The sequence below is a fragment of the Amycolatopsis lexingtonensis genome (assembly GCF_014873755.1).
GTDB lineage: Bacteria > Actinomycetota > Actinomycetes > Mycobacteriales > Pseudonocardiaceae > Amycolatopsis > Amycolatopsis lexingtonensis.
Map to the genome: position 1 here is coordinate 3,762,753 of NZ_JADBEG010000001.1, position 26,117 is coordinate 3,788,869.

The 26,117-nt window shown below is 67.1% G+C and carries 11 protein-coding genes and 1 pseudogene; 4 read left to right on the forward strand and 8 right to left on the reverse strand.

Annotated features, from left to right (window positions below; translation table 11 throughout):
- Window positions 1-568: 568 nt before the first annotated feature.
- Window positions 569-745, reverse strand: a complete 177-nt coding sequence (locus H4696_RS17040) for a hypothetical protein (protein ID WP_158104321.1) — start codon at window positions 743-745, stop codon at window positions 569-571.
- 813 nt (window positions 746-1,558) lie between these two features.
- On the reverse strand, window positions 1,559-4,720 hold the full coding sequence (locus H4696_RS17045) for an AfsR/SARP family transcriptional regulator (protein WP_143265113.1): 3,162 nt from the start codon (window positions 4,718-4,720) through the stop codon (window positions 1,559-1,561).
- Between the two features lie 432 nt (window positions 4,721-5,152).
- Here H4696_RS17045 and H4696_RS17050 point away from each other — a divergent pair, with 432 nt between their 5' ends.
- A complete protein-coding gene (locus H4696_RS17050; RefSeq protein ID WP_143265114.1) occupies window positions 5,153-6,382 on the forward strand; it encodes a hypothetical protein in 1,230 nt (409 codons plus the stop codon).
- A gap of 269 nt (window positions 6,383-6,651) precedes the next feature.
- Here the strand turns inward: H4696_RS17050 and H4696_RS17055 are convergent, their stop codons facing one another.
- Entirely contained in the window at window positions 6,652-8,754 is a 2,103-nt protein-coding gene (locus H4696_RS17055; RefSeq protein ID WP_086861054.1) for an ATP-binding protein, read from the reverse strand.
- A 1,119-nt stretch (window positions 8,755-9,873) separates the two neighbouring features.
- Here H4696_RS17055 and H4696_RS17060 point away from each other — a divergent pair.
- The 3 genes and pseudogenes from H4696_RS17060 (at window position 9,874) to H4696_RS51555 (ending at window position 12,623) form a co-directional block, all read left to right on the forward strand.
- Complete coding sequence (locus tag H4696_RS17060) at window positions 9,874-10,272, forward strand: DUF7715 family protein (protein WP_086861056.1); 399 nt, start codon at window positions 9,874-9,876, stop codon at window positions 10,270-10,272.
- Window positions 10,273-10,310: 38 nt separating this feature from the next.
- Complete coding sequence (dprA, locus tag H4696_RS17065) at window positions 10,311-11,282, forward strand: DNA-processing protein DprA (RefSeq protein ID WP_086861058.1); 972 nt, start codon at window positions 10,311-10,313, stop codon at window positions 11,280-11,282.
- Between the two features lie 441 nt (window positions 11,283-11,723).
- Window positions 11,724-12,623 (forward strand): annotated as a pseudogene (locus H4696_RS51555) (IS5 family transposase).
- A 200-nt stretch (window positions 12,624-12,823) separates the two neighbouring features.
- Here the strand turns inward: H4696_RS51555 and H4696_RS17075 are convergent.
- The 5 genes from H4696_RS17075 to H4696_RS17095 form a co-directional block, all read right to left on the reverse strand.
- Window positions 12,824-13,087, reverse strand: coding sequence for a MafI family immunity protein (locus H4696_RS17075; RefSeq protein ID WP_211299695.1), 264 nt, complete (start codon window positions 13,085-13,087; stop codon window positions 12,824-12,826).
- A gap of 351 nt (window positions 13,088-13,438) precedes the next feature.
- Complete coding sequence (locus tag H4696_RS17080) at window positions 13,439-13,924, reverse strand: DUF2247 family protein (RefSeq protein ID WP_158104322.1); 486 nt, start codon at window positions 13,922-13,924, stop codon at window positions 13,439-13,441.
- 5 nt (window positions 13,925-13,929) lie between these two features.
- Window positions 13,930-20,721, reverse strand: a complete 6,792-nt coding sequence (locus tag H4696_RS17085; protein ID WP_143265117.1) for an RHS repeat-associated core domain-containing protein — start codon at window positions 20,719-20,721, stop codon at window positions 13,930-13,932.
- Window positions 20,722-20,764: 43 nt separating this feature from the next.
- Window positions 20,765-24,910 (reverse strand): LamG domain-containing protein, encoded by a 4,146-nt coding sequence (locus H4696_RS17090; RefSeq protein WP_249027023.1) that lies wholly within the window; start codon window positions 24,908-24,910, stop codon window positions 20,765-20,767.
- A gap of 335 nt (window positions 24,911-25,245) precedes the next feature.
- Window positions 25,246-26,028, reverse strand: coding sequence for a hypothetical protein (locus H4696_RS17095; protein ID WP_192782353.1), 783 nt, complete (start codon window positions 26,026-26,028; stop codon window positions 25,246-25,248).
- Window positions 26,029-26,117: the final 89 nt, after the last annotated feature.

The window sequence follows — 26,117 nt, forward strand, 5'->3', positions numbered from 1 at the left end:
CCGCGCGCATCGCCTTGCCTGAAAGAGCACCTCAGATCGCCTGAGGCAGTAGCAACGTCGCACCCCGCCTCGGCGATGCCGGATCGGATTTCGGGACGGGGATGATCTCATGAACGACCCCGGAAACCCGCACGCCCCTCACGGGCGACCACCGCGACTGGCGGCAGATGTGCCCGCCACGGAAGCCGCCGAGTTGCGGCGTAGATATCTGGCCGGAGCGACCCTGAGTGCCCTGATGGAGGATTTCGACGGCAGCTACCGAACGTTGCGCAACGTGTTGGAGGATCAAGGCGTCAGGTTCCGGGCACCACAGCCGATCATGCCGCCTGCGCCTCCGGGAATGGTCGAGACCTACTACAGTGGCAAGTCGATCGTCGAGACCGGAAAGGCCTTCGGACTCGGCCGAGAGATCACCAAACGTATGCTGCTCGACGCGGGTGTCGTCCTTCGCGGCCGGGGGCGGCCACCGAGAAGATCGTCTCGGATCCTCGCGCGTGACCCTGACCGGCGAAGCGAGCCGTCGCGTCACCGGCGAGGCGCCCAGCCTTAGCCGGGCGCCCTTCCCACCTCAGTAGTACCGCCAGTAGTCACACGACATCTGGTGCGAACCGGTGGCGCTATAGGTCGACGCCAGGTTGGTAGCCGTGGCGTCGTGCGCCGGCACCTGGATGGTGCTGGCAGCACTGTGCGTCGACACCTCAGCGGAGGCGGGCGTCACGGAGAGCACCCATACCGCGCCGGTCACGACCAAGACCGAAGCCATCGTACGATTCACTCGTCACCCTTATGGCGTAAGCGGCCTGCGTATCGGCAGCCGCGCTTTACTTGAATGACGAGACTCTAACCGCAACGATTCCACGTTCGTTCGTGGCCCCCCGGTACCGATGTGACGACCCTTGGCAACTCCGAGATACCGATTTCGCCGTCAAACAGGACGACACTGACGTTACTTTCCAGTAATGCCACCCGATCAGGCGAAATCAACTTTTTCTTTCAGTGAAAGTTGATCATGATGCTCGATCACCGGGTTCGACCACAACGAGTGACTGCCATGAGTTGACCGCGAAGTAACACAGCGTCACCGTTGCGGGTGAGCCCGGCCCGTCCATGTTCCTAAGCACGCCGAGGCCATCCGCGACACCGGCGACTCAGCATCTGCCCTCGCAAACCGCGCGCCGTTCGCGGGCGACGAACGCTCAGGGAGACTCCCGACGTGACAAATCCTCAGTATTAGTCACTTCTCGCGTTCCGGGATGACGATCGAGGTCCACTACGACCCGCTCGTGATCCATTTCCACCCTTGCCAGGGACGCTGTGTGCCTCGGCGTACATCCTGCCCCACGCGCCGTGCCAGCTGCCCGGCGCAGCGACGATCACCAACACGTCTCGGTCCAGCCACGCCCACGATCAGCTCCGTCACGTGCCCGCCCAGCAGGGGCGGGCACGTGACCACCGCGCAATTCCCGACGCCCCCGGCCATCAGGTTCATCCCAGCGACAAGGCACAGCCGAGGAACGGCCGGTGACCACTACGACTAACCGAGGACAGCGGCAGCGCCCTACGCCAGCTCGTCGAAATCGGCCGGCGACCGCCGGCGCCACACCCGCGTCGACAACCGCGGGGACGGCATCGCCACGGTGTCGCGGTCGCCGTCACGAGCCTGTGGAATCACCGCGAAATCCAGCTCCTCCAGCAGCGCCTCGATTCGCCGCGCCTGCCCGACCCGTTCCCGGTCACGGAATAGCTGCGCCGCACGCTTCCACAACGCCCGCGCGTCATCGAGGTTGCCCCGATCGCACAGAATCCGAGCAAGCGTGTCCAGCGCTCTGCCGCGGCCAGTCGCATGCCCGGACCGATCCGCGAGCTCGACCGCCTGATGCGCGTGCCTCAACGCTGCGCGGTCATCACCCTCCGCATGGCGCAGCCGCGCGAGAACCGTGTTCAACTTCATCGCCGCCGGCAGGTACTGGTTGGCGCTGATCAGCGCAGACGCCTTCCTGCACTGCTCGGCCGCTTCCTCACGTCGTCCCATGCGAATCAGCAGGTCACCCAGGGCAATGTGGGTCAGGATGCGACCGGGCCCGTCCTCGATACGTTCCCGCAAGGCCAGAGCCTCCCGATACAGGTCGAGCGCATCGGCGTGGTGTCCCCCCTGCTCCAACAGCGCATCGGCCAGCCGATGCAGCGCTGCCGCGCACCGCTCCGGCTCTCCCAGCGTTCGCGCCGCCGCCAGCGTCTCCCGCGACATCTTCACCGCCTGCGCCACCCGGCCAGCGTGCAAGTGCCGGCGCGCCATGTTCAGCATCACCGTCACCCGCCCGATTCCGATGCCGTGCGCATCGACCAGCCGTAATGCAGCTTCCAGGTACGGCTCCGCCCGCGAGTCCTGCCCCATCAGCAGCAGCACATGCCCGAGATCGTTCAAACTTGACGCCTCGGCATCGACGTCACCCACCGCCGCAGCCGAAGACGCCGCGACCGTGAACCCGGTGATGATGTCGCCGAAGTAGCCATGCCGGTCGAACACATCCGCTGTGAGCGATGGCAGCGTGAATGCGATCTCATGCAGCTGTTCCCGCGCGGCAAGTTCCACCGATGCTGTGAGAGTCGTGCGCTCACGCAAGAACCACTGCCGTGCCGCTGCCGCGGTGGCGAACCGCGCCGCTACTACACCGTCGCTGATCTGCGGCATGTCCAGACGCCCTCGCCCCGGATACACCATCCGATGCGCTTCGAACGCAGTCGCCACGTAGAACTCGAGCAATCTGCGCCGCGCCGCGTCGGCATCGGAGAGCATGCGCGCCAGCGATCCCGCGAACAGCTGCAACAAGTTGTGCATGCGGTAGCGGTCAAGATCGCCGGGCTGCTCGATCAGATGCGCCGCCACCAACACATCCAGCGAACGCCGCACGCTCGACACCGACCGCCCATCCGCCGCCGCGACGGCCTCCGAGGCCACCTCGATGCCCGGATGCAGCCCGAGCATCGCGAACGTCCGCTGCTCGGCAGGCGCCAATCCCTGAAACGACAGCGTGAACGCCGACCGCAGGCTCCGCCCCGGCCCGTCGCCGTCGTTGCCCAGGTCCAGCAGCATGTCCGCGTCCCGCAACGCCTCAGCCAGGGTCGTGAGCCGCATGCCCACCCGGGCAGCCGCGCGCACAGCGACCAGGGTCAGTGCCAGCGCGTTGCCCTGACACAACCGGATCAGCCCCATCACACCAGCCGAGTCCTGCCGGACCCGCACTCCGACGCGGCGCTCCAGCAGCTCGCGCGCTGCCTCCGCCGACAACGGTGTCACCGTCACCACCGGACTGGGCCGCACCGCCAGCAACGCCGAGAGCCGCTGCCGAGTCACCACCACGACCGTGCACCCCGCCAGAACCCCCAACAGCGGCTCGACCTGATCCGTCCTGGCCACATTGTCCAGAATCACCAGCATCCTCCGCTGCTGCAGCAGACGGGTCAGCCGCGCCGCCCGCGCAATCGAGGACACGATCTGATCGACCTGGACATCCAGCAGCTCCAGCAGCAACTCGACAACATCCGCCGCGGTCGCCCCCGCGGTTTGACCATCACCGCGCAGGTCGAGCATCACCACCCCATGCGGGTAGCGACCAGCGACCCGATGCGCCCATTTCAGCGCAACCGTCGTCTTGCCCACGCCGGGCCCGCCGGTCAGCATGACCACCTCCGAGCGAGGAAAACCGGCCGAATCGGTGGTGAAAGCATCAAGCTCCGCGATCACGCTTTCCCGACCCACGACACCATCGACATCCGGTGCAAGGTGCCAGACAGCAGGAAGCAGCTGATCATCGGCAACCGGTTTCGCCGCCGCCGGCGGCGAAACCGGCCTCGTCAAGGCCGGGAACGTGACCGCGCCGGGTTTGATCACCTCGTTGTAGACGGCAAGCAGCTCATCGGCCGCCTGCGGGTCACCACTGTCCTGGAACTCACGATGGACCCGCCGGAAATACTCCGATGCTTCCAGACCCCGACCAGCCGCAACCAGCGCGCGGATGCGTAGCTTCGCCAAGCTCAGTTCCATCGGGTGTGCCGCATCCAGCTCCTCCAGGCGAGCCACGACCAGTTCCGTCTGCCCGAGCAGCAACTGCTGGGCGGCCACGAACGCGTTGGCCGGTATCCATTCGTTGCGCAGCCAGCGACGGCGCCACTCCCCGGCAGCATCGGTCCGTAGGTCCACCAGAGGCTCGTCGCGGCGCAGCCGCAACGCCGCCAGCGCCTCGACGTGAGCCCGGTCGTGCTGCCCCTGGTCGTGAAACTCGCGCGCACGAGCGATCTTCGCCCGGAACTGCCGATAGTCGATGCGCTGGTCATCGACATCAAGCCGGCAACCGCCCTTGGCGATGCTGATGCTGCGCGGATCAACACGTTCGGCTTGGAAGATCTGCCGCAACCGGGCACCCACCTGATGCAGTGTCGCCAGTCCGTCTCGCGGCAGGTTCTCCCGCTCATCCCACGCCCAGGCAACAACGGTGTCCACCGGCACCCGCTGATTTGGCTGGGCCACCAGCGCCGCCAGTACCTTGCCCGGCCGGCCTCCCACAGGCTTCACGCCCGGATTCCCGTGCAGAAGCAAGGCCGTTTGCCCAAGAATTCCGAAACCGATTTCCACCCAGACCCCTCCCCTGGCAAAACCGCATCGCCAACCCCTCGCCGCCTCGGGCATTTTCCCATTCATCCGGAGCATCAGCCAGTTCACGGCCCCAAGTGTCCCAAAATGATGATCACCACCCGCCGAGCGCACTACCACCGAACGGCTGGCCAGCACGTCATTTCCACGCTACGGCCCGACAGGATGACAAATTCGGGACACCCGATCACAAGCAGCCGACCGGCAGCGGATCCGTCCACTGCTGGCAGCACGCCAGCACCTCAGATCACGAATACACAACATACTCCGATTATTCCAAGATTGGATTTCCGCGACCGCAAGAAGTCAATCGTTTAATCCCGCCCGCACCGTTGCAGGCTCGTGCTCGCGAGAAGAAGCGTTGGTTCAACCATCGAAAAGCCCCACGCTGACGATCACAGTTGATCAACTGTCAACGACCAGACAGACAGGCCGAAAGCTCTTTCTCAACCTCTCCCCGCAACCTTGATGCGAACCCGCGATGCGAGGGAGAACCGCACGATGAACGCCACCATCTGGATACGCAGCCCCATCGACCGCACCGATCAGCACCTGCTCACCCGGCGCGGCACGAAATCCGTGCTCGTGCTCATGCCACACATCGTCGCCGGCACCCGCCTGCTGGATCTGCTGCCGCTGCTGGACGCCGACCACCGCATACAGGTCGTATTCACCAACCCGCACGCCGACGACAACTGGCAAGCCACCCACGACTTCCTCCACGCCCACGGCGCCGCCGTGCTCCCCTGGGCACAAGCCCGCCGCAGCAATCCCGACCTCGTCCTCGCCGGCAGCGGCGCCGGGCTCGACCAGCTCGCCGCCCCGACGCTGCTCATCCCACACGGCGGCGGATTCGGCCAATACCGCAACGGAAGCCCGCCCGGCACCACCTTCGACCAGCCACCTCAGCTGCGCACCAACCTCGGCCCCGATCAGCTAATGCGCGAAGGTCGCCTGCGCGCCGACACGATCGTCCTGGTCCACGACCGCGAACACGCCCTGCTCGCCCAGATCTGCCCGCCCGCGCTACCGGCAGCCATCGTCGCCGGCGACATCGCCCTCGACCGCCTCACCGCCAGCCTCCCCTACCGCCGCCAGTACCGGCGATCCCTCGGCGCCACCGACGACCAGCAGATCGTCGTGGCCACCTCCACCTGGTCACCCCGATCGGCCTTCGGCCGCAACCCCGACATGTTCGACCGCGTCATCGCCGAACTCCCCCGCGACCGCTATCGCGTCGTTGCCGCTTTGCACCCGCAGATCTGGTCCCACCACAGCCCCTGGCAGGTGCGCTCCTGGCTCGCCGACGCCCTGCGCGCCGGCCTCACCCTCCTGCCCCCAGAGGAGGGCTGGCGCGCCGCCCTGGTCGCCGCCGACCACGTCATCGGCGACTACGGGTCTGTCACCGGCTACGCCGCCACCACCGGCGCGTCAATCCTGCTCGCCGACACCCCCGACCGGCCACTGCTGCCCGGAACCCCTACCGCAGTACTCGCCGACCACGCACCCCGCTGGCAGCTCGACCAGCCCCTTGTGCCACAGCTGCACGCCGCGACCCAGACCTGCCACGCCAGCAGGCTCCCGGACCTCATCCGGGAACTGCTCACCTCGCGGCCCGGACAAGCCGGCCAAATTCTGCGCCGCACCATGTACCGGCTACTCGACCTGCCCGAACCCGCCCGCACCGTACCGATCTCCCCCGTCCCATTACCCAGGCCGGTGAGGTCATGAACACCGACCCGCCGGTCATCACCGTCCACCCCGCCCGCGCAACCGGTACGCGCTGCGACATGATCCGCTGGCACTACACCCGCGGCCGGCAGCACGGCACGCTCCTCGCCGCCCGCCGCGACCGCTGCCCGCCAGAACGCCAAACCCTCGCCGACGTCCTCATCACCTCGCCGCAGCCGTGCCGCGCCGACGGCCGAGCAGAACTCGCCACCGTGCTCGACCGGTTTCCCGGCCTCACCCTCGGTACCACCCCGATCGGCTCCGCAGAACTACTGATCGGCGATCACACCGGAAACGTCGCCCTCATGACCAACGGTCACGGCCTTCCCGTCGAGTTCGCCGCGGTCGGCGCCTTCGTGTGGCTCGCCACCGGCCGCCGACTGGGCGCCCTCGCCACGATCGACCGCATCGAGCCTGCTCAGCGCCGCCTTCGCCCGCTCCAACGCAGCACCGCCGACCTCGCTCAGCAACCTCACCGCTTCGGTGAGGTAGCCACGGGCCTCGACACACTGGTCATCACCTTCGGCAATCTCGGCCAGCACAACCAGTACATCTGCCTCATAGACCACCGATCCTGACCTACCCAGCACATCTCGGGCTTGCCGCAGACGACTCACCGCCGCCGCACGACGCCCGGATCGCGCATCGATCCGGGCCAGCCCCAGCGCGACCTGCGCCTCGCTCTTCTCATCCCCCAGCTCAACGAACAAGTGCGCAGCCGCCTCCAAATGCCGCCTCGCCTCCACCTCGCGACCGGCCTGACGTAGCACCTCCCCGATCCGCCGATGGCGCAACGCCACCCCGCGCTCGATGCCCAGCTCTTCCTCCAGGCGCAAGCTGTCGGTGAACAACCTCACGGCTGCGTCCAGATCACCATGCTGCTGGGCCACCATTCCCAGCTGTTGCAGCGCTGCGGACTCGTTGCGCCGATCCTGAGCCTCTCGCGCCAGCTCGGCCGCCCGACGCGTCTCCTGCTCGGCAGGCCCCAGCTGCCCGAGATCCAGGTGGGCGCGTCCCAGCTGGTGACGCAGCCGCGACTCCGCCACCCTGTTTCCGCACCGCTGCGCCGCGGTGATGCCCAGCTCATGGGAGCGCAGCCACTCCGGATAGTGCTTGCGGTTGAGCATCAGCTCCCACAATGCCTCACACAGCTGCCACGCCAACTCGTTCTGCTGGTCGGCGACCGCACCCTCCAGCACCGCGAGCACGTTCGGCAGCTCCCCCGCCAGCCAGTGCAACGCCTCTCTGCCGGAGGTGAACCGCGCCGGCTCGGTAGCCAGCTGGTCGGCCACCGAACTGACCCGCCAGCGCATCGGGATCACGACAACGTTGGCGCGCGTCATCTCCTCCAAATACCACTGCCCGATCCGCACCACGACCTCGTCGCGGTCAGGGTCACGCTGCGCTCGTCCATGTAGGCGCACCAGATCGTGGAAGCGATACCGGTCGATGTCGAGTTCCTCCAGCAGGCTCGCATCCACCAGCACCTGCAGCCCCTCGGCGGCTTGACCTGGACTCTCCTGACTGGCCGCCCCGGCAACGTCAGCGCCGAAATCCAGTCCCGGATACGCGCTCAACAGCCGATACAGCCGGGCCGCGTACTCCGGAAGAGCCTGATATGACCAATCGAAGGTCGAGGCCACCAGTGGATCGCCGTCAGCCGACAGCCTGCTCAGGCGAGAGTGTTCATCCCTCAGCTCGGCAACAACCCGCGACACACTCCAGCGCGGACGTGACGCCAGCCGGGCCCCGGCGATCCGCAATGCGATCGGCAGCCGCCCGCACAACCGGACCAGGTCTAGGACGTCCTGCTGCTGACCGGCAACCCGCTGCCGCCCCACCGTACGAACGAGCAACTCCACCGCATGCGCGTGCGGTAGCGGATCCAGTTCCACGAACTGCGCCCCTTCGGAGAACAGGCCATCCAGGCGCAGCCGGCTGGTGACCACCAGCATGCATCCGGCCTCGGCCGGGACCAGCGGCCGCACCTGTGCCGCCGACGCCGCGTTGTCTGCCAACACCAGTAGCCGCCGACCGGCCGTGAGCGTCCGGAACAACGTCACCTGCTCGGCAAGCCGCGCAGGCACATTCCCCGGTTCAATGCCCAACGCTCGCAAGAACGCGGCCAGAACCTCCTGCGGCAGCGCAGCCGACTCCGGAGAGAAACCCCGCAGGTCGACGTAAAGCTGCCCGTCAGGAAACAGATCGGCGTTACGCGCCGCCCACGTGATCGCCAAGGCGGTCTTGCCGACCCCGCCGGGACCGACAATCACCGCCACTGGCGCAACTGGGCCCGGCACACCATCCACGGCCCCGGCGATGCGGTCCAACTCGTCCAGCTCATCCCCGCGGCTGGTGAAGTACGCCGGCATCGGCGGCACCTGCCGGGGAACCATTCTCCCACGCACAGACCCTGCGCCGGACCAGCCGACCTCGTGTGCCCGCCGCTGTGGCCCAAGCTCAGCCACTGACCGAACCCGGTCATCGTCAGATCCGGCCAGCCGGTCCGCCTGCACGCGCTCGACGTCATCAACAGCCACAACGCCCGTCCGCTCTCGCGTACAACGCAGGCAAACCGCCTGAGGTAACCACGCAAACAAACACGCTTGTCGAGACCACCACAGTGCCCGCGCTTGGCACAACCCGGCTACTGCCGCGCATCACATCGAAACCAGCCATCCGAGAACTCTCCCCACAATCCCCGAACTTCCCTGTCTACCGTGACCGCCGCCTGCGGCGACACTCCCACGCCGAGGCCCACCCAAAAGCAGCAACGCTCGACCACCCGAACCTCGCCGGAATCCGCGCAGGCTGCTCAGCGAGCCAGTTACGCTCCCGTAGCCGGCACGGCATCCGGATGACACCCGCTCGTCGACCCGCGAATCGACGAGCGGGCGCCGCAACGCAGAGTGGCACCGGCCGCCATCCCTCGAGCGTGGCTGCACATCGGTATAGGAGACCTCGTTCCGATAACCAGTCACCCTGCGATCGACAGAACGGGTTGCTTTGTTGACAGGCACGTCGACGACGAACGGTCGACGTCGGCCACTGAAGATTTTGGCTCGGGAGAGGCGCCCTCCCCAGTGCCCTCTCCCGAGCCGGGAACCCTTATACCGCCGGTGGTTGAGAACGGTCCGGATCCCCGGAAGGGTCCACTGTGGCTACTCCCTGCGAACCACAGTGGATCACCTTCTAAAACCAGAGTGCCCCAGAAACCAGTAATTCGCCACAAGTGTGGCGAGTTTTCTGGAGCTAACTTTCCGTGCTGATTCCTGCACGAAACGCGGATGCTGACGCTGGTTCTCGTGCTGTGTCGACCGGCCAGGGCGACGTGGCTGCAGCTCAGTGCAGCAGACCCGCGGTCCGGGGCAAGCCCACCGTCACCGCGCCCGTGCCGGTTACCGAGTGCGCGGCTTGCCCCGGACCCCGGGGCCCGCTCGCGAAGGCCGCGGCCACCGCCCACCCGGGCGACGGCCACCGAGGAGGAAACCATGCTCAAGTACTTCGTCTCCACCCATCACACGCAAGGGCAGCGCACCAACGACTCCAACAGCATCCCCGGAACCGAAATCGTCGACCTGGCCAGCCTCTCCCACGAAGACCCGGACTCCCCGATCTGCGGCTGCGCCCGCAGCTTCGTCGGCATCACCAGCCACCAGACCACCACCACCGCAGAGATCGTCGAATCCGACATGACCCCCGCGCAGTACATCGGCCGTTTCCACGCCGCATTCCTCGCCCGCGGCGGGCAAGACAACGCCGACACCCGCAACGGTGTCATCAACGACGCAGTGGAGCTGCTGCTGCTCGCCTCGATGTGGCCGGCCGGCACCGTCGTCGAACGCCGCCTCCACGAGATCCGCGTGCGCAGCTTCCCCGACGAAACCTGAGCCCCCTCACGCCCAGCACATCGTCTGAAGGAGTACCCATGTCCAGCTCCACCGACGCACGGCGCGCCCGCGCGTTCCTCCAGCACGCCGCCGAACCCGGCTTGTGGTCGCTCGCCCGCTACGTCACCCGAGTCGGCGCCATCGACGCCGCCCACCGGATCGCCGAACGCACCGCACCCTCGGGCGTGCTCGCCGACTGCTGCGACGAGGCCAGCTGGGAGCTCGCCGACACCAGCCTCGATGCCGCAGCACAGGCCGGCGGCCGCTTCGTGATACCCGAGGACGACGAATGGCCCACCGACGTCCTCACCGGCCTGACCCACGACGACGACCCTCCCGGCGTCCCGCCGCTGGGCCTGTGGGTCCGCGGCGACGCGCGTCTGAACGAACTGGCAGGCGCGCGCTCAGTCACGATCGTCGGTTCCCGCGCAGCCACCCAGTACGGCGAACACCACGCCGCAGAACTCGCCTACACACTGGCAACCCGCGGTCTCACCGTCTGGAGCGGCGCGACCTACGGCATCGACGGCGCCGCCCACCGCGGCGCACTCGCCACCGACCGCCCCGGCTCCACCGTCGCGATCCTCGGCTGCGGGTTCAGCGTCGGCTATCCCGCCGGGCACGCCGGCCTGCTCAAGCGGATCGCCGGCAGCGGCGCGGTCGTGTCGGAGTACCCGCCCTGCACCCCACCAACACGGCACCGGTTCATCGCCCGGAACCGTCTGCTCGCCGAGCTCACCCGGGCAACAGTCGTCGTCGAGGCCGGAGTGCGCAGCGCCGCCCGCACCACCGCCCGGACCGCCGCCCTCCTCGGCCGTCCGGTGCTGGCCGTACCGGGTCCGCTCAGCTCGGCGCAGTCCGCAGGCTGCCATCGGCTGATCCAGGACGGCACCGCCCGCCTGGCCACCTCCGCCGACGACGTCATCGCCGTGATCGAGCGTGGCGCGGAGACGGACGAGGACCAGGAGACCGAGACGACCTTCCCGGTGCCTGAGACCGGCCGACGCTAGCACGCGCTCCGGCGGTGGCAGCTCACACCGCGTGAGCCGCCACCGCCTCCCACGGCCCATACGCCGGATGGGCCGAGCCGAGGAGCGCCGACCGCGACCGCGTACCCGACCCCGGGTGAGCTGATCGGGCCCCTGCCCGACACCCTGCACGTCATCGCCCTGCCCGCCCACGCACGCACCATCACCTGAGGACGACTCACCTCACCGACCGGTGCATCGTTCACCGCGACCAGGGTGCGCAGCCTGACCACCCACGAGGTCACCCAGCACGTGCAGGTCGCGCTGCCGGGCTGACCTCGACATCGACCTGGAGCCTGTTTCGTTGCACTGACCAGCGGAGCTTCTGGCTGGCGTTGTGGGTGCGGCGTGCCTTGGATCAGATAGACGAGGTCTCCGGTAGACCGGTCAACGACCAAGCTGATCAAGAACACCGGGGACCTAGTGCCCAGCCTAGCGGCGACGGGGCGAGCCGATCTGACCGACGCGCAGTGGGCGATCCTGGAACCGCTGCTGCCTGTCGGCAAGAAGCCCGGCCGCCCGCCACTGTGGAGTAAACGCCAGCTCCTGGACGGCATCCGCTGGCGGGTCCGTGTCGGTTCGCCGTGGCGTGACGTCCCACCCGTGTATGACTGCTGGCAAACTGTCTATGGCTTGTTCCGGCGCTGGCAGCGCGCTGGCGTGTGGGCGCTGATCCTGGCCGGGTTTCAGACTCGGGGCCGACGCCGCCGGGCTGATCACCTGGGAGGTGAGCGTGGATTCCACGATCAACCGGGCGCACCAGCATGCCGCAGGCGCCCGTATCGAGGGCGACCTGCAGAAAGAATCGCCCGGCGGTATCGGCGTACCCGAACCGGCCGACCACGCGCTGGGCCGGTCGCGGGGAGGCTGGACGACTAAGCTGCACCTGGCGACCGAAAGGCCAGAAACCATTGTCGTTGCTGGTGACCGCCAGGCAGCGTGGATTCACCGCAGTTCGAGGCGGTGCTGGCCAGGGTCCGGGTCGCCCGGATTTGTGGTGGGCGAGCCCGGAGCAGGCCGGATCGGGTTCTGGCGGACAAGGCCTACAGTTCTCGCGCCAACCGGGCCTATCTGCGGCGGCGAGGGATCGCGTGCACGATTCCCCAGCCCGCTGATCAGGTGCGGCATCGCCGCAACCGCGGCCAGGCTGGCGGCCGACCACCAGCGTTCGACTCGGAGATCTACAAGCAGCGGCACGCGGTCGAATGCGGCATCAACAGGCTCAAACGGAACCGAGGCGTCGCCACACGGTTCGACAAACTCGCGGTTCGTTACGAGGCAACTGTGCACATCGCGGCGATCAACGAGTGGCTACGACATTGAAACAGGCTCTAGCCGTCATCGTGATCGCCTAGGGCCGCGCCCAGAGGTGGCGGCCACCGCGGGCCGCAATCGCCACACTCGAGACCGAAATGCGCCCCGCCGGACACATCGACGTCGCCCACGCGCCGACCTCGACTTCTCCCAGCCGATCCAGCTCGCCAGCCGCGCTCCACGCCAGCGAGCTATCACCTCATCCATCGTCATTCAGTTAGCAGCTCGTCGAGCTTCTCAATTGATTTGTTCTCCCCGAGCTCAGATGCCGCACGCCGTAACTTTTCGTAGAACTGCGCCGATATACGCAATTCGTCTTCATATATCCATGAGCATAAAGTCCCGAAAGCCAACTCTTCCTCGCCCGCAGATACTAAGTGGCGAACATCCGATATCACCTCTTCCCTCACAATTGGAGAATCAGCAAGCAAGCCGAGCACTAATTCTTTGACGTATTCGTAACGCTCTACCACAGAAGTTCATACCTCGGAAACACCGTAAGGACAGTGCCAGTCAATGGTTCGTAGCGAACTTCGATTTTCACACCCCGAACTTGCCCAGTGATCGCCTGCACGGCCAGGACCGGCGTCGAGGCATGGTTGCCGATCTTCACCTTACCGCCGAGCCGGGACCCGACATGGCAGTCATGCCCAGCGCGCACTCGGCGCCGACCACGACATCGTCAGCGGCCTGCGGGTGACGCCGCAGCGAGCAAGGCAAGAAGGTCCCCAATCTTGAGATCAGCACATCGGTCCACTACAGTCAGCACCTGGCCAGCTTGAAGGAACATTCGGCGAAGGCCGAAAATTGCACTGGCGCTAGACTTACCGTTTCCGATAAAGGTCTTCCGCATACCTCAGAAACGCTTCCAATCTTTCAATCATTCCAACAATTCCTCCCACACCTCCGACCGGAGGTGGCATGTACTTTACAAATCCTTCCATCTCCTCGGGATATTCGAAGTCCGAATACAACTCCTCAATAACATTAAGTAAGGCATCTTCAGTAAGATTACTTTGATAAATCCATGCCAACGAGAGATAGATCCATACTGCCCGCAACTCACGATCACAGCCAGAGTCACCAAGGGGAAGATCTGGAAGACCTCCAGATGCCACGTCCCCCGACAGCGCGAGCGCCCATTTTTCTTCCACGCCAGAAAGGGCGCGGCCGAGACGCATCTTGTGTTCGTAGATCTGCGCGACAGCAGAATCATCCAACCAACCCCGGCGCCTCCCATAGGCAACTTCGCCGGCAGTCAAGTCGACGCGATCTATAACAAAGTTGCCGGGAATTTTGAACTTAGCCATCGCATTCATGGTTTGTTCGGCAATCCATTAATTGACCCTCCATCAACGAATCTTTGATGGGTGACCAGGTAGCCGCTCCCACCGCGCTCGACCAGCCATTCGAAGCGCCCCAGCTTGCCATCCATCTCTCCAGGCATCTGCACCAGCAAGCGCACTACTTTATCTCCTCCTTCAAGTGTCGTAACTACACCAGAGGTTGAAATTTCATCCACAACCAGATCTGCAGCTCTATGCCCGCCATCCTTCTTCAATCCGGAACCGATCCTATTAGCATTCTGGATGATTTCCTGAGCCTCCGCCGGACCGATCCCGCACCACGTTCCATTGTTGTGCACGAGTACAGGGGTGACCTTTGTCAGCACATAGTACATGTGCAGGCCATCGATGCTCAGATCGTAGGTCGCACCAGCAGCAGAGTGATGCTCGACCTCGGCAATGGTTGCACTGGCGCCGAGTGTCTGAACTTGGTCGCCTGCTTGCAGCTGGCCAGCTTCGACCCAGTGATGGCTACGAGCTTCCCAGATCTGATGATGCTCAGTCGTCCGGATCGGCTCATCGCTACCAGTCAGCAGCAAGTCCACCCGATCACGGTCGTCCTGCGTGACGTGTACCGCGGTCACCTTGTGGTGCTCGATCGTCTTGCCGTCCGGGCCGGCGTTCGAGATCTCGTCTCCGACCTTCACCTCCGAGATCGGCTTCGCCGTGCCATCGGCCATCAACACCTGCGTGTCACCGGTGAAGCTGTGCGGAACACCGCACGCCGCCCGAGCCAGATCCCACAGCCCGTCTTCGCCCCTGACGGCGTCATCGATCATGCCCACGAACCGCGCGACCCGGCCCAGCTTCGCCGAGTTCGCCAGCGCCTCGATCGCCTTGCCACCCTTGAGGTACGGCGCGATGGTCAACGCCGCCCCCAGACAGGACCCCCAGGTCGGGTCGTTGCTGCAGTCGACGATGTCGGGGATGCCGGTCATCTGCCAGCCGAGCTGCAGGATCTCCTGCAGCGTCATGCCCTCGGTGTGATACTCCCGGTAGATCGCCTCGGCACGCTCCCGCGTCGGCGGCTTACTCCCCTTCCGGGTGACGTCCCGGTTGCTCGCCAGGCAGTACCGGCTCCAGTTGCACCCCCAGATCGACGACGACTTGTACTGCCCGTAATACCGGTCGTCGCTGGCGTTGCCGGTGCTGGCCGTGTAGCCGTAGTTGAGGCACGCACGACGATCATCAGCCTTGTCGCAGTAGCTCAGCTGAGGCTCAAGCCCGGTCGGGTCCGAGTTGGCGAGCGGATTGCCGAACCCGTAGGTGTAGGCGTTGAGATGGGCCGGCTTCCCGGGATCCAGCAGCGGGTCCGGGGTGATGAAGCTGCCGGTGGCCGGGTCGTACTCGCGAGCTCCCAGGTGGGTGAGCCCGGTTGGGTTCTGGTAGCCGCCCAGGAAGCCGTGGTTGTCCACCCACGGACCTGCCGGTACGCCGCGCGGAAGACCGTAGGGGTCCTGAAAACGCTTGCGCACCGTCATCTCGTCGTTGTCGTCGACGCTGGCGTAGGTGGTGCCCTGCTCGTCGGTCAGCAGCCACGACACCCCGCCGGTGGCCTTGCGTTCCGCGATCGGGCGACCGTTGTAGCTGTAGAACCGGGTGCCGGTGGAGAAGCTGCTGCCCGCCGGCACCCGCAGCTCGATGTCGCCGACGGTCAGGGTGACGCCGGAGGGGTCGCGGGCGATGAGCCGGTTGCCGTCGGCGTCGTAGACGTAGGTGCTGGTCTTGCCGTCGGCCTCGGTGACCGAGGAGAGCTTGCCTTCGGCGTCGTAGGCGAAGCTCTGGCCGCCGGTGTCCGGACCGCGGGTTTTGGTGCGGCCGTCGTCGAAGTAGGTGTTGCCGGTGGTGCCCCCGGGGCCGGTCACGGCCTGCGCGGCGTGCGGGCGCGGGTCGCCCGGCGCGGGGTAGGTGGTGGTCGTGGTGGCGTCGCCGCCGGTGGTGTGCTGGACCTGCCTGGTGCGGTTGCCGCTGGTGTCGTAGTCCCACGACGTCCAGTACTTGGCCGCGCCGCCGAGGCCGCCGACGGCCGGCTCCGGTGCGCAGTCGCCGGAGTTCGGGGTCCATGCTCCGGTGAGGCGCTGGGACCAGTCGTACTGGAAGCACTGCACGTCCGCGGTGCCGTCCTGCGGCGTGTCGGCGAGCTTGGTCAGGTTGTCGTCGGGCCGGTAGGTGTAGGTCCGGTTCGTGACGTCGTGTCCAGCGGTGGTGGCGCGCTGAGCCAGTGTCGTGGCGAGGCGGCCGGTGCCGTTCTCGTAGGTGTTGGTCACCGACACCTGGTGCGGGTTCACCGGGTCCTGGAAGTCGGTGCGCAGGACCTGCGCCTGGGGGTTGTACTGGGTGTTCGACACCAGGATGAGCGGGGAACCGCCGACGACCGCGGTACTCAGCTTGCTCGGCTGCCCGAGCGAACCGTAGTCGTGGAAGATCGTCTCCGCCGGGAGACCGCCCCTGGCCGGGCTCGAGGTGGTGGCCACCGCGCCGCTGAGCGGGTCGTAGGTGGTGCCGAAACTGTAGGTGCCGCCGAGACCGGTCTCGAACGCCGGGATCGTGTAGCTGACGCCGGTGACACGCCCGGCGGTGTCGTAGCCGGTGACCGCGGTCGAGTAGGCGCGGCCACCGACATAGTGGGTGGAGCCGCTCGGTTGTCCGGCCAGCACGGTGTCGTAGGTCCAGTCGGCGAGCTTCGTGCCTGTGACGGTGTTCTGGTATTCGCCGGTCTTGCGGCCGAGGTTGTCGTAGCTGTAGGCCAGCGTCCGGTGCTGGGCGTCGGTCGTGGTCGCAAGCCGGTCGACCTCGTCGTAGGTGTAGGACGTGGCACCGGTGTCCGGATCCGTGGCGGAGGTCTTGCGGCCGCGCAGGTCGTAGGTGGTGGTCCAGACGTTCTTGCCGGTCGCGTCGGTGACCGTGGCCAGCTGCCCGGCCGGGGTGTAGGTGTAGCTGGTGACGTCGGCCGGGTCGTTCGGGCCGGTGTGGTCGCGGTCGTGGTACTGGACCGTCCGGATGTTCTGGCCCAGGCCGTTGGTCACCACGGCGGTGGCGATCCCGCCGGCCGGCGGGATGGTGACGGCGCGGTCGCCGTCGTAGCGGGTCGTCGTGCGCCACTGCTCGGCACCGTTGAGCACGAACGCCGAACCGGTCGTGCGGCCCGCGCTGTCGAACGTGGTGAACGTGCTGTTCGGTACGGCGTTGTGCTGGACGACCTGCAGCGTCGCCGATGGGCCGGATGCGCCGTTCCAGTAGGCGTTGTGCGTGATGTAGGTACGCCCCTGGGAGTCGTAGAGGGTGTCGGTGATCAGCCGGCCGCCCTGCGCGTAGGGCGTGGGTGTCTGGGTCTGGACCGTTCTGCCCAGCCCGTCGACGAGGGCATAGCTGGTGGCATACGAGCCGTTGGCCAGCAGGGTCTTGGTCGCGACCGAGCTGACCTTCCCGGCGTCCGCGGTCACCGTGTAGGCGTAGGTCGTCGACGCGGGCTCGTTCTTCGCCTTGCTGTGTCCGGGGCTCCACACCGAGGTGAGCCTGGCCAGCGGGTCGTAGGCGGCGTCCGTGCGAAGACCGCTGTTGTCCGTTTCGGCGAGGATCGCGCCGCTCACCGGATCCAGTTCCTTGACGGAGGTGAACGTCTTCTGGTTGGTCGCGCTGATCTGCGGCGTGGTCGTCGCGATGCGCGTCACCGGTCCACCGGTCGCCGGGGTGTAGACGGTGCGCGTCGGGAGGTTGCGGTGATCGGCCACGGTCAGGTTGCGGCCGTAGTTGTCGAACGTCGCGGTGTGTGCCGGGCTCTGGAACTGCTCGGCTCCCCCGGCCGGCCAGCTGTCCAGAACGTCGGTCGCGGTGACGTCACCGACGGTGGGGGGTGTTCCGAACGCCGTCGTGTCGAAGGAGTTCTTGGTGTCGGAGATGATGTTCGCGCTGGTCACCGGCGTGTCGCAGGTGCCGGTGAAAGTCTGGGATCGCTGCACCGCGTTCAGCAGCCAGGCGCCGAGGTTGGGCAGGTAGGTCGTGGTCGTGCACGTCACCTGGTCCGGTGCCGGGGTGTCGCCGACGAGGACACCGGCGTTCTCCGTGGCGACTTCGAGGCCGTAGTCGCCGAACGTGGACTTCTTCCGGCTCACCCGCCACTGCTGTGTCGCCTCGATCCACGTGCGCGTCCGCTGCGCCGATGTGCCGGTGTAGAAGGACTGGAACCCGTCGGTGTCGGTGGCGGTGGCGTCCTGGCTCCGCCACGGGTCGCTGAGCTTCTCCTCGATGACCTTGCCGTCGAGGTAGGTGAGCTCTTCGCGGACGAATCCGGCGTACTGGTCGAGGTCGGTGACGCTTTCGCCCCAGTAGCTCGGCACGGGCGTCCCGTCCATGCCGCGCAGGTAGCGGGTTTCGGTGACGGTGCGCGGACCGGAGGGGTCCCCGGTCGCGGCGCCCTTGGTGGTTTTGACCGTGCCGTAGCCGCGGAACTGTGACCAGGTCCGGTAGTTGGGGTTGACCAGCGGGTTGTCGTCGTGGTGCCAGGCCGCGCCGCCGAGGTAGTCGTAGTGGGTGACGGTCTGCTGGGACAGCACCGTGTTCCCGTCTTCCTTGACTTCGGTGACCGGGAACTTGTTGAACCAGTCGATGATCGGGTCGGTCGCTCCGCCGGGGGTCCAGTAGATCGGGTAGCAGGCGAGGGTGTTGCCTTCGGGCGCGGCGGGCATCTTCACCCCGGTGACGCATTCGGGCTCGGCGTAGGTGACGGCGGTGACGCCGCCGGTGGAGTTGGTGACCGAGTCGATCCGCTGCCGGGTCAGGGCCGTGTAGCCGGTCGTCGTGTTGACCCGGTTGGCTTTCGCAACGCCGTGGAATTTCGTGGGCGGCAGTGAGATCGCCGGGCGAGTGCTGGTGACGCCCGCCTGACCGGTCTCGGTGACCGAGTCGAGCCAGAGGGCAGGGCTGCCGCCGCTGCCGGGGGTCGGGAAGGACTGCGCCAGTGCCCACGACACGACGGGTTTCCAGCCACCCGCTCCGTCGGTGACCTGCGAGGTGATCGTGGTGTAGCGCTTGCGGCTGAAGAAAGTCGGTGACGCGTTCAGGCATTTGACGCCGGTGGCGCAGATGCGGTCGAACGGGACGTCGGGCCAGCGTGTCGCGTTGTCCTTGGTCAGCAGTGCCGGGTCGCAGGTGAAGGTGCTGGTGGGCAGGCACCGTTCCGCGGTTCCGAACACCACCCGTGCCGGCGGTGTGGTGTAGACGTTGGCGACGCGGGTGTTGAAGCCGTACTCGACGCGGGACAGGTAGCCACCGCGGGTATACGCGGTGGAGGTGGTGGTGTTCCCGTTGACCGCGTAGGCGTTGTTCTCGACGTCGTAGTAGAAGGCCGTGGCGTTGCCGTGGGTGTCGACCGAGTAGTCGAGGTTCCACCGCCACGCGGTGTTGGCGCACAACGAGTCGGCGAAGGCGGTGTGGTTGCACGGCTCGCCGGTGTTGTTGCCGTACACCGGCTCGGTCCACGTCGAGCGGGTTTCCGGATTGCCTTGCTGCCAGCCGGGAAGGTGGTTCAGGCCGAAGAAGTACTGCGTTCCGTCGGCCGTGGTGACCTTCCACGCTTCGCCGCCCTGCGCGCCGTTCGCGGCGTTGGCGAGCTTCTCGATCTTCGCGCCTTTGTCGATCTTGGTGTGCCAGCTCTTGGCGTCGTTCTTGTCGTGCACGAGCATGTCGCTGGCGCCACCGAAGGACAGCGTCGCGTTGTCGGAGAACCAGCAGAGGTCACCGTTGAGCTTGTTCTGCCCGTTGTTGCCACCGAGGTCGTCCGCGCAGGACTTGTACGACCGTTCGATGAACCCACCGCCGGACAGGGACCACCCGTCCCCGATCGCCGAGGCCTGGTTGTTCGTCGCCGAGGTCAGCCCGTCCACGGCGTCGGAGGAGTAGTCCAGGCTCAGCGCCGGCCCGGTGCCGCTCGGGCCGGCCGGCGTCTTGAGGGGGTAGGAGTAGGTGAAGGCGCCCGTGGACCCGCCGGAACTCCACGACCCTGACGGTTTGAGGTCGGTGGCCTTGAAGTCCCCGCCGTCGCCCTTGTCCCCGGCTTCGGCTGCGACCAGCGCCGAGGTCTCGGCCGCGGCGAAGCCGACCTGCCCGCTCACGTGACCGGCCTTCGAGTCGTTGTGCGACAGCAGAGGGGTCTTCTGCCGGCACTCCGGCACGTCCGGGGTGGTGAGCACGCACGCCGGGTAGGTGAACAGCTGGAGCCTGCTGCCGTAGTCGCCGCCGTAGGCTGCGGCGAACGACCGGTAGTCGACGTCGAGGTCGAGCGGGCCCGCGGTGTCGCCGCTCAACCGGGACAACCGCACGAGGGTGCCCTGAACGCCGGACCGGTCTGCCTCGGCTTTGCCGAGGACGTCCACCCGCACCGAGCCGGCCGCATGCGAGGCCTGCTTACCGGTGGCCACGTCACGGCCGCTACGCGCGACCGTCACCGGCAGCGCCGACGCCGCCTTGCTCGCGGGTGCGCCCGCAGCCACTGGGGGCAGCGCGACGTCCGCGGTCGCGGCAGCTAGCCACGACGCCGACGGCGTGGCAGCAGCGGCCGCCGCGACCGGCGGAGTCCGGAGACCGCCGGGCTGGACGTCGACGGAATTCGTGGCTTGCAGAGCGGGCAGGTCCCAGCCAAGGCCGTGCCAGCCGGACGCCGTCGCCGGTGCCGCGACCGCCTGCTGACCGGCGCCCAGGAGCACGACGACAACCGCGCCGGCGACGACTCTGACGCGTCTGCTCGTCCTCGAGAATGTGCGCATGACCTGTTCCGCTCTCTGAAGATTCGAAGTGACGGCGCTGCGTTCAGCCTTGGAACAGCAGCTGGGGATTGTCGTTGAGGGAGTCGTTGCGCACATCGGACCCGCTGCGCACCCCGGAGTAGACCCTGATACCGGCGATGGAACCGATGAGGTTGTTGGTGTGCTGGCCGGTCCACACCCCGCCACCCATCAGCAGGGTGCCGGTGCTGGCCCCCACGTCGACCCCGGTGGCGTTTCCGGAGGCGGTGTAGAACACCCCGCGTTGCAAGACGCCGTTGACGTAGAGGGCGATCGTCTTGGTGGAGATGTCGTAGGTCGCCGCGAGGTGGGTCCACTGGTTGTCGACCGTGTCGAGGTCGCTGTACTCGGTGGAGGCGAAGATCCCGTTGCCGGTGGGCACGGTGACGATCAGGCTCCACGCACCGTGATCACGTCCGCCTGCGTCTTTGTAGGGGCGGTAGCCGAGGAAGAACGGCGAGTACTGCGACTCGTCCGTGCTGATCATGGTGCGGGTTTCCGGATCAACCGGCCCGCGGGCGCTGACGTCGGCGTCGGTCCAGGTGTGCTTGACCCAGCCCTCCACGGTGAAGGACTTCTCGGTCCGCAGGTTCGCCGGACGCGGCCCGACGACCCGCCCGGTCCCGCTGCTGTCGAACCGCGCCGCGCACCCGACCGGCGTGCCGGCGCTGTCGGTTTCGCTCGTCAGTGCCACTCCGCCGCTCGCCGTGGCCGCGGACCGCGTGACCGAGTCGAAGTAGCGCAATCCGCTCATCGACGCGACCTGGTCATCGGTCAAGGCGGCGGACCAGACACGGGCCTGGTCGAGCACGCCCTTGAACGGCTTTTTCCCACCCGGTTCGGCTCCGAGCAGCAGTGGTCCGGTGCCGGTCCAGGCGGTGGTGACAGCCGCGTCCGCCTCACGCACGCCGTTCACCGCCACGCCGAGGCGCAGGGTCGCCCGGTCGAACGACGCGGTGAGCAGCGTCCAGGTCCCGGCCTGCGGCGCCGACGTGCCGGTGGCCCACGTCCAGGGCGCGGCGGTGTCGTCGGCCGAGGACATGCCGAACGCCCACCGGTTCGCGGCTTTGTCGTAGCGCAGGACGAAGCTTGCCGCGTTGCCGCCGGCCTGGGACAGGACGGTGTAGTCCCCGCTGAGGTCCGCCGGATTCACCCACGTGGACACCGTGAACGAGTTCGCGGTGTTCGCGACGGGCCCGCTGGTGGCTCCGTAGCCGCTGGCGCCGTCGAGCTGCAGCCCGCCGCCGCCGTGACCGGGCACCCACGCATAGCCGCCGGTGAGGCTGATGGCGTGGCCGTGACCGGTGCTGTCGGCCGCGATGTTCCCGCTGGTCTGCCCCAGCGCCCAGCTGCCTTGCAGGGAGGGAACGCGTGACGTCGCGGAGATCAGCTCCGGACCACAGCCTTCCGCGAGGCCGTAGTTCGCGAGCGGAACCACGGTGCCGGCGAGGTCGTGCACGTCCTGCGCCGAGAGTGCGCGCTGCCAGACCTGCGCGTCGTCAAGTGAGCCGTGGAAGAAGTCGGTGCGGGCTCCGGCCCACTTCCCGGCGCCCAGCACCGTCGGGCCGGTCGCGGCCCAGGGCTGAGCGATCACCGTGCTGTGCTTGGCTCCGTCGACATACAGCGTCGCGACGCGGGTGGATGCGTCGTATGTTGCGGCGAGGTGTGTCCACACTCCTGTTTGCGGTGGCCTGGCCGAGACCGCGCGTAGCTCGCTGGGCGCGGCTTGGTCTCCTGCGGTGATGCGCAGTGCCCAGGCGTTGCGTTCCTTGTTGTACTGCAGGATGAACGGCGCCGACTGAGTGCCGTCCTGGGCGATGACGGTCTGCGAATGTGCGGTGTCCGTGAGCTTGGCCCACGCCGCCACGGTGAAGGACTTCGACGGGTCGAGTACCCGGTCGCCGGTCTGGGCGTAACCGCTGTTGCCGTCGAGGGTGATCGCGCCCTTCACGCCGTCGCTGTAGCCACCGGTGTCGGGGTGGGACCAGGTGTTGCCGTGGTTGTACCCGGGTGACCGGGTTGTCCCGCCGGACACGGTCGCCGCGTGGGCGGCCAGGGTTGCGTTGTCCGGCGTGGACGACGCGGTGTCGGTCAGCGTCGCGCCGGACGGTTCGTCGGCGCTCCACGCCGCCACGAGGTTCTTGCCGGGAGTCAGTGGCTGGACGTGGTAGGAGCAGGACGGGCCGTCCAAGGCGGGGTTGGAGTCGGCGAGCACGACGCAGGAAGCGTCAGGGCTGGGCGTGCCGGCTTTGTTCACCGACTTGACCTTGATCAGGTTCTGGTTGCCGTTGGCAGCAACCACCTTCAGCGCCGTCGTCGCGACCATCTTGCCGTTCGCGTCAACACCCTGGGTGGCCGGTGCGGTCGGAGAGCCTTGGGGCTGCGGCTCGGAACCGTCCGTGGTGTAGATGAAGTGGTCGATGTCGTAGAAGTTGTCGGTGGCCATTCCGGTCCACACGCTGAACTCCACGGCATCACCCTGGACTTTCGGGTCGGTCGACGACGCCATCGCCACCACCGGCGGCTTGGGGATCTTGGTGTCCACGGTGAACTCGCAGTTGCCGACCCAGCCCGACCATAGCTCGCCGTCGGTGACCTGCATCGACCAGTTGTAGATGCCGTCGTCGTTGATCCACCCGGCCGGTACGGCGGCCAGTTGCGCGGTCGCCTGCTGGTTCGGCCCCGCGGTGCCCACCGACACCAGGTTGGCAGCGTTGTCGTGGGTGTAGACGTTGTGGCCGAGCGCGCCGAAGGCGACGGCGAACTTGCCGTAGACGGTGCCGCCGTCCGGGTCGGACACCCGGCCCGCGATCTGCGGGGTTTTCGTGTACACCCACGGCCGGTTCGCACCCGACGTGCACGGCAGCAGGCCGTTCTGCATCGACAAGCTCGCCGGCGGGTTCGGGTAGGAGTCGTAGTTCACCTGGAAGTACGGGTTCAGGTCGAACCGCCGCCACGCCGCCATGCCATCGCCCTCGTTGGCGGCCGCGAGCGCAAACCAGGTGCTCTGCCAGCGGTTCGCCGCGGCGTCCTTCGCCGCCCGGGTGGCATCGAACTCCCCAGCGACGCCCGTAGCGTCATGGCAGTTCGCGACGTTCATCGTCGACACTTGATAGGCCCAGCCCGGCTGCGCTTCCCAGCTGGTGTCGGGGGTAGCGGGATTGGACAACCACAACCCGGTCGGCGCCGGATCACAACTGGCACTGTGCTGAATCGTCGTGTTCAGCGTTGCGCTGTGCACCACGGTGCCACCGAGCCGAGCGGAGCTCATCTGAATGTACGACCGCGACGTTCCCGCACTGTCATAGCTCTCGTAGCCTGCCTTGAGGTTCGACAGGTCCCCGGTCGAGGCGTTCCAGTTGTGCGCGCGCGGAAAACCGGACTGGACCACCACGTGCGATTGGATCCCGCAGGAGGTGCACCAGTTGTCCGGGTCCAGCGACACCGGATACCGGGTCGCGGGATCGGCCAGGAACGCCTGATCCGGGCTGATCGTCACCTCGCCCTGCCCCAGCGCGACGTCCATCACCGCTTCACGACGGCCACCGCCCTCGCCGAGCTGCTGCTCCGCGGGTGAACCGGCGCCGGAGGAGTCCCACATCCGCGACGCGTCGCCGGCGAATACGACCTGTCCGGCGGTGTCCTTGACCTCGAGCCCATCGGTCGGGGCAGCCTGTGCCGGTGTGCCGCGCCCCTCCCCCTCGGCCACCGAGACCGTGGTGTTGCGGGTGTGCAGGCCGAACGAGATCTCGCGCAGCTGCGAGTTTTTCGCTGCCTCCGGGGTCTTGATGACCAGGTTCTCGGTGTACCCCTGAGGCGCCGCCTTCACCGTGAGGTCGACATCCGGGAGGACGTTCGCGTAGACGGCGGTGTCGCCCGTCAGCGTGGGCACGGGCAGGTCGCTGGCCCATTTCAGGCCGACTTCCTTGTCGTCCTGTCCTTGCTGCACGATCGGCTTGGTGGCCGAGCCGGCACCGCCGGGGTTGAGCGTCACCTCGACGGTGACCGCCTTCGGCCCGATCGACCCGTCCGCCCGCCGCACCAGCGTGGTGTCCACCGGCGTCCACTCCCCGGCTTGCTGCACGCGGACCGGGTGGACGTACTGCGTCATCGTCCACGAGCCGTCCGGGTTGGCCAGGGTCTGTGATGTCTCGGTGGTCTCTGAGGTCACCTCGACCTGCTTGCCACCCTCGCGGGCGTATGCGGCTGCCGTGACTTCGTCAGGAGCCGAATCCGGCACCGAGGGCGCCGCCTGAGCCGGCGCGACCGCGACGACCGTTGCCGCAACCGTCGCGGCGCAGAGAAAAAGAGCGCGCCAAGGCGCACCGATGACAGACACGAGATCCCCCTCGTCAAGAGCAACCAGCACACAGCCGGGCCCCCGACGAACCCGTGATCACACTGCCAAACCCGACGGCGATCCGGAATAGGCCAACAGGCGTATTCCGGTCACCGAAATTTTCTCACCGAATACGGACTAGCGCCCACCAACAGTCAAAGCGGACATTATTCGTGATCGAACGCTGCCGCGTACAGCGGTGCCGTCTTCGTGGCCAGTGCCTTCACCGCTTTCAGGCTGTCGCTCCACTTGCCCTCGAAGGTGATCGAGGTGGCACGGTTGCCATGGCCCAGGATCAAGACGCAGCGCACCAGGAAACCGGGGCGCTGGTTCGCGCAGAAGCCCGCCTGCGGGTCACCCAGGCCGGGTACCGAGAAGTCGCCGACGATCGGAAACTGCTCGTCGTGGAACGTCGCCTTCCGGCACGCGATCGCCTGCTTCACGCTCGCCACGACATCGGCTCCGGTCACACCTGCGTACTCCGCCACCAGCTGGTGGAAAGCACCCTTGCCGCCGCCGGGAACGTAGTTGATGCCCTGCGCTGCCCGCTGCACCGAGTGGTCCGAGGGCAGACCACCGCACGCCTCGAGCAGGTGGAACGGCGTGTGCTCACCGATGACGTAGGCGATCGGCTGCGTTTCCACGGCCAGACCCGCCTTGTTCACCTCGTCCTCCACCGGCAGGTAGACCGTGGCGTCCTTCACCGCCGGCGCCTGCGACGTGCTTGCCGTCACCGACGGAGCCGGAACCGAGGTCGACGGCGCCGGCGGGGTGGCGGCTTCGGTACCCGCGCAGCCGGCGAGGACCAGCGCCAGGCACGTGAGCGCAACAGTCTTGTACATGTCTCCCCCTTGGTCGGCAGCTTGATCGTCAGCTCTCGCGCAGGCGTTACCGCGCAACCAACAGTTTTCGGGGACACGCCCCACGTAGGTGCGCGCGCGATCGGCCACGTGCCCATCGGCGAGCTGTCCCCACCACCGCGCTCGAGGAGCGAGGAAATGGGTGAGGAGAGAGCAGGCACTCCCCATCGGGTGAGGCC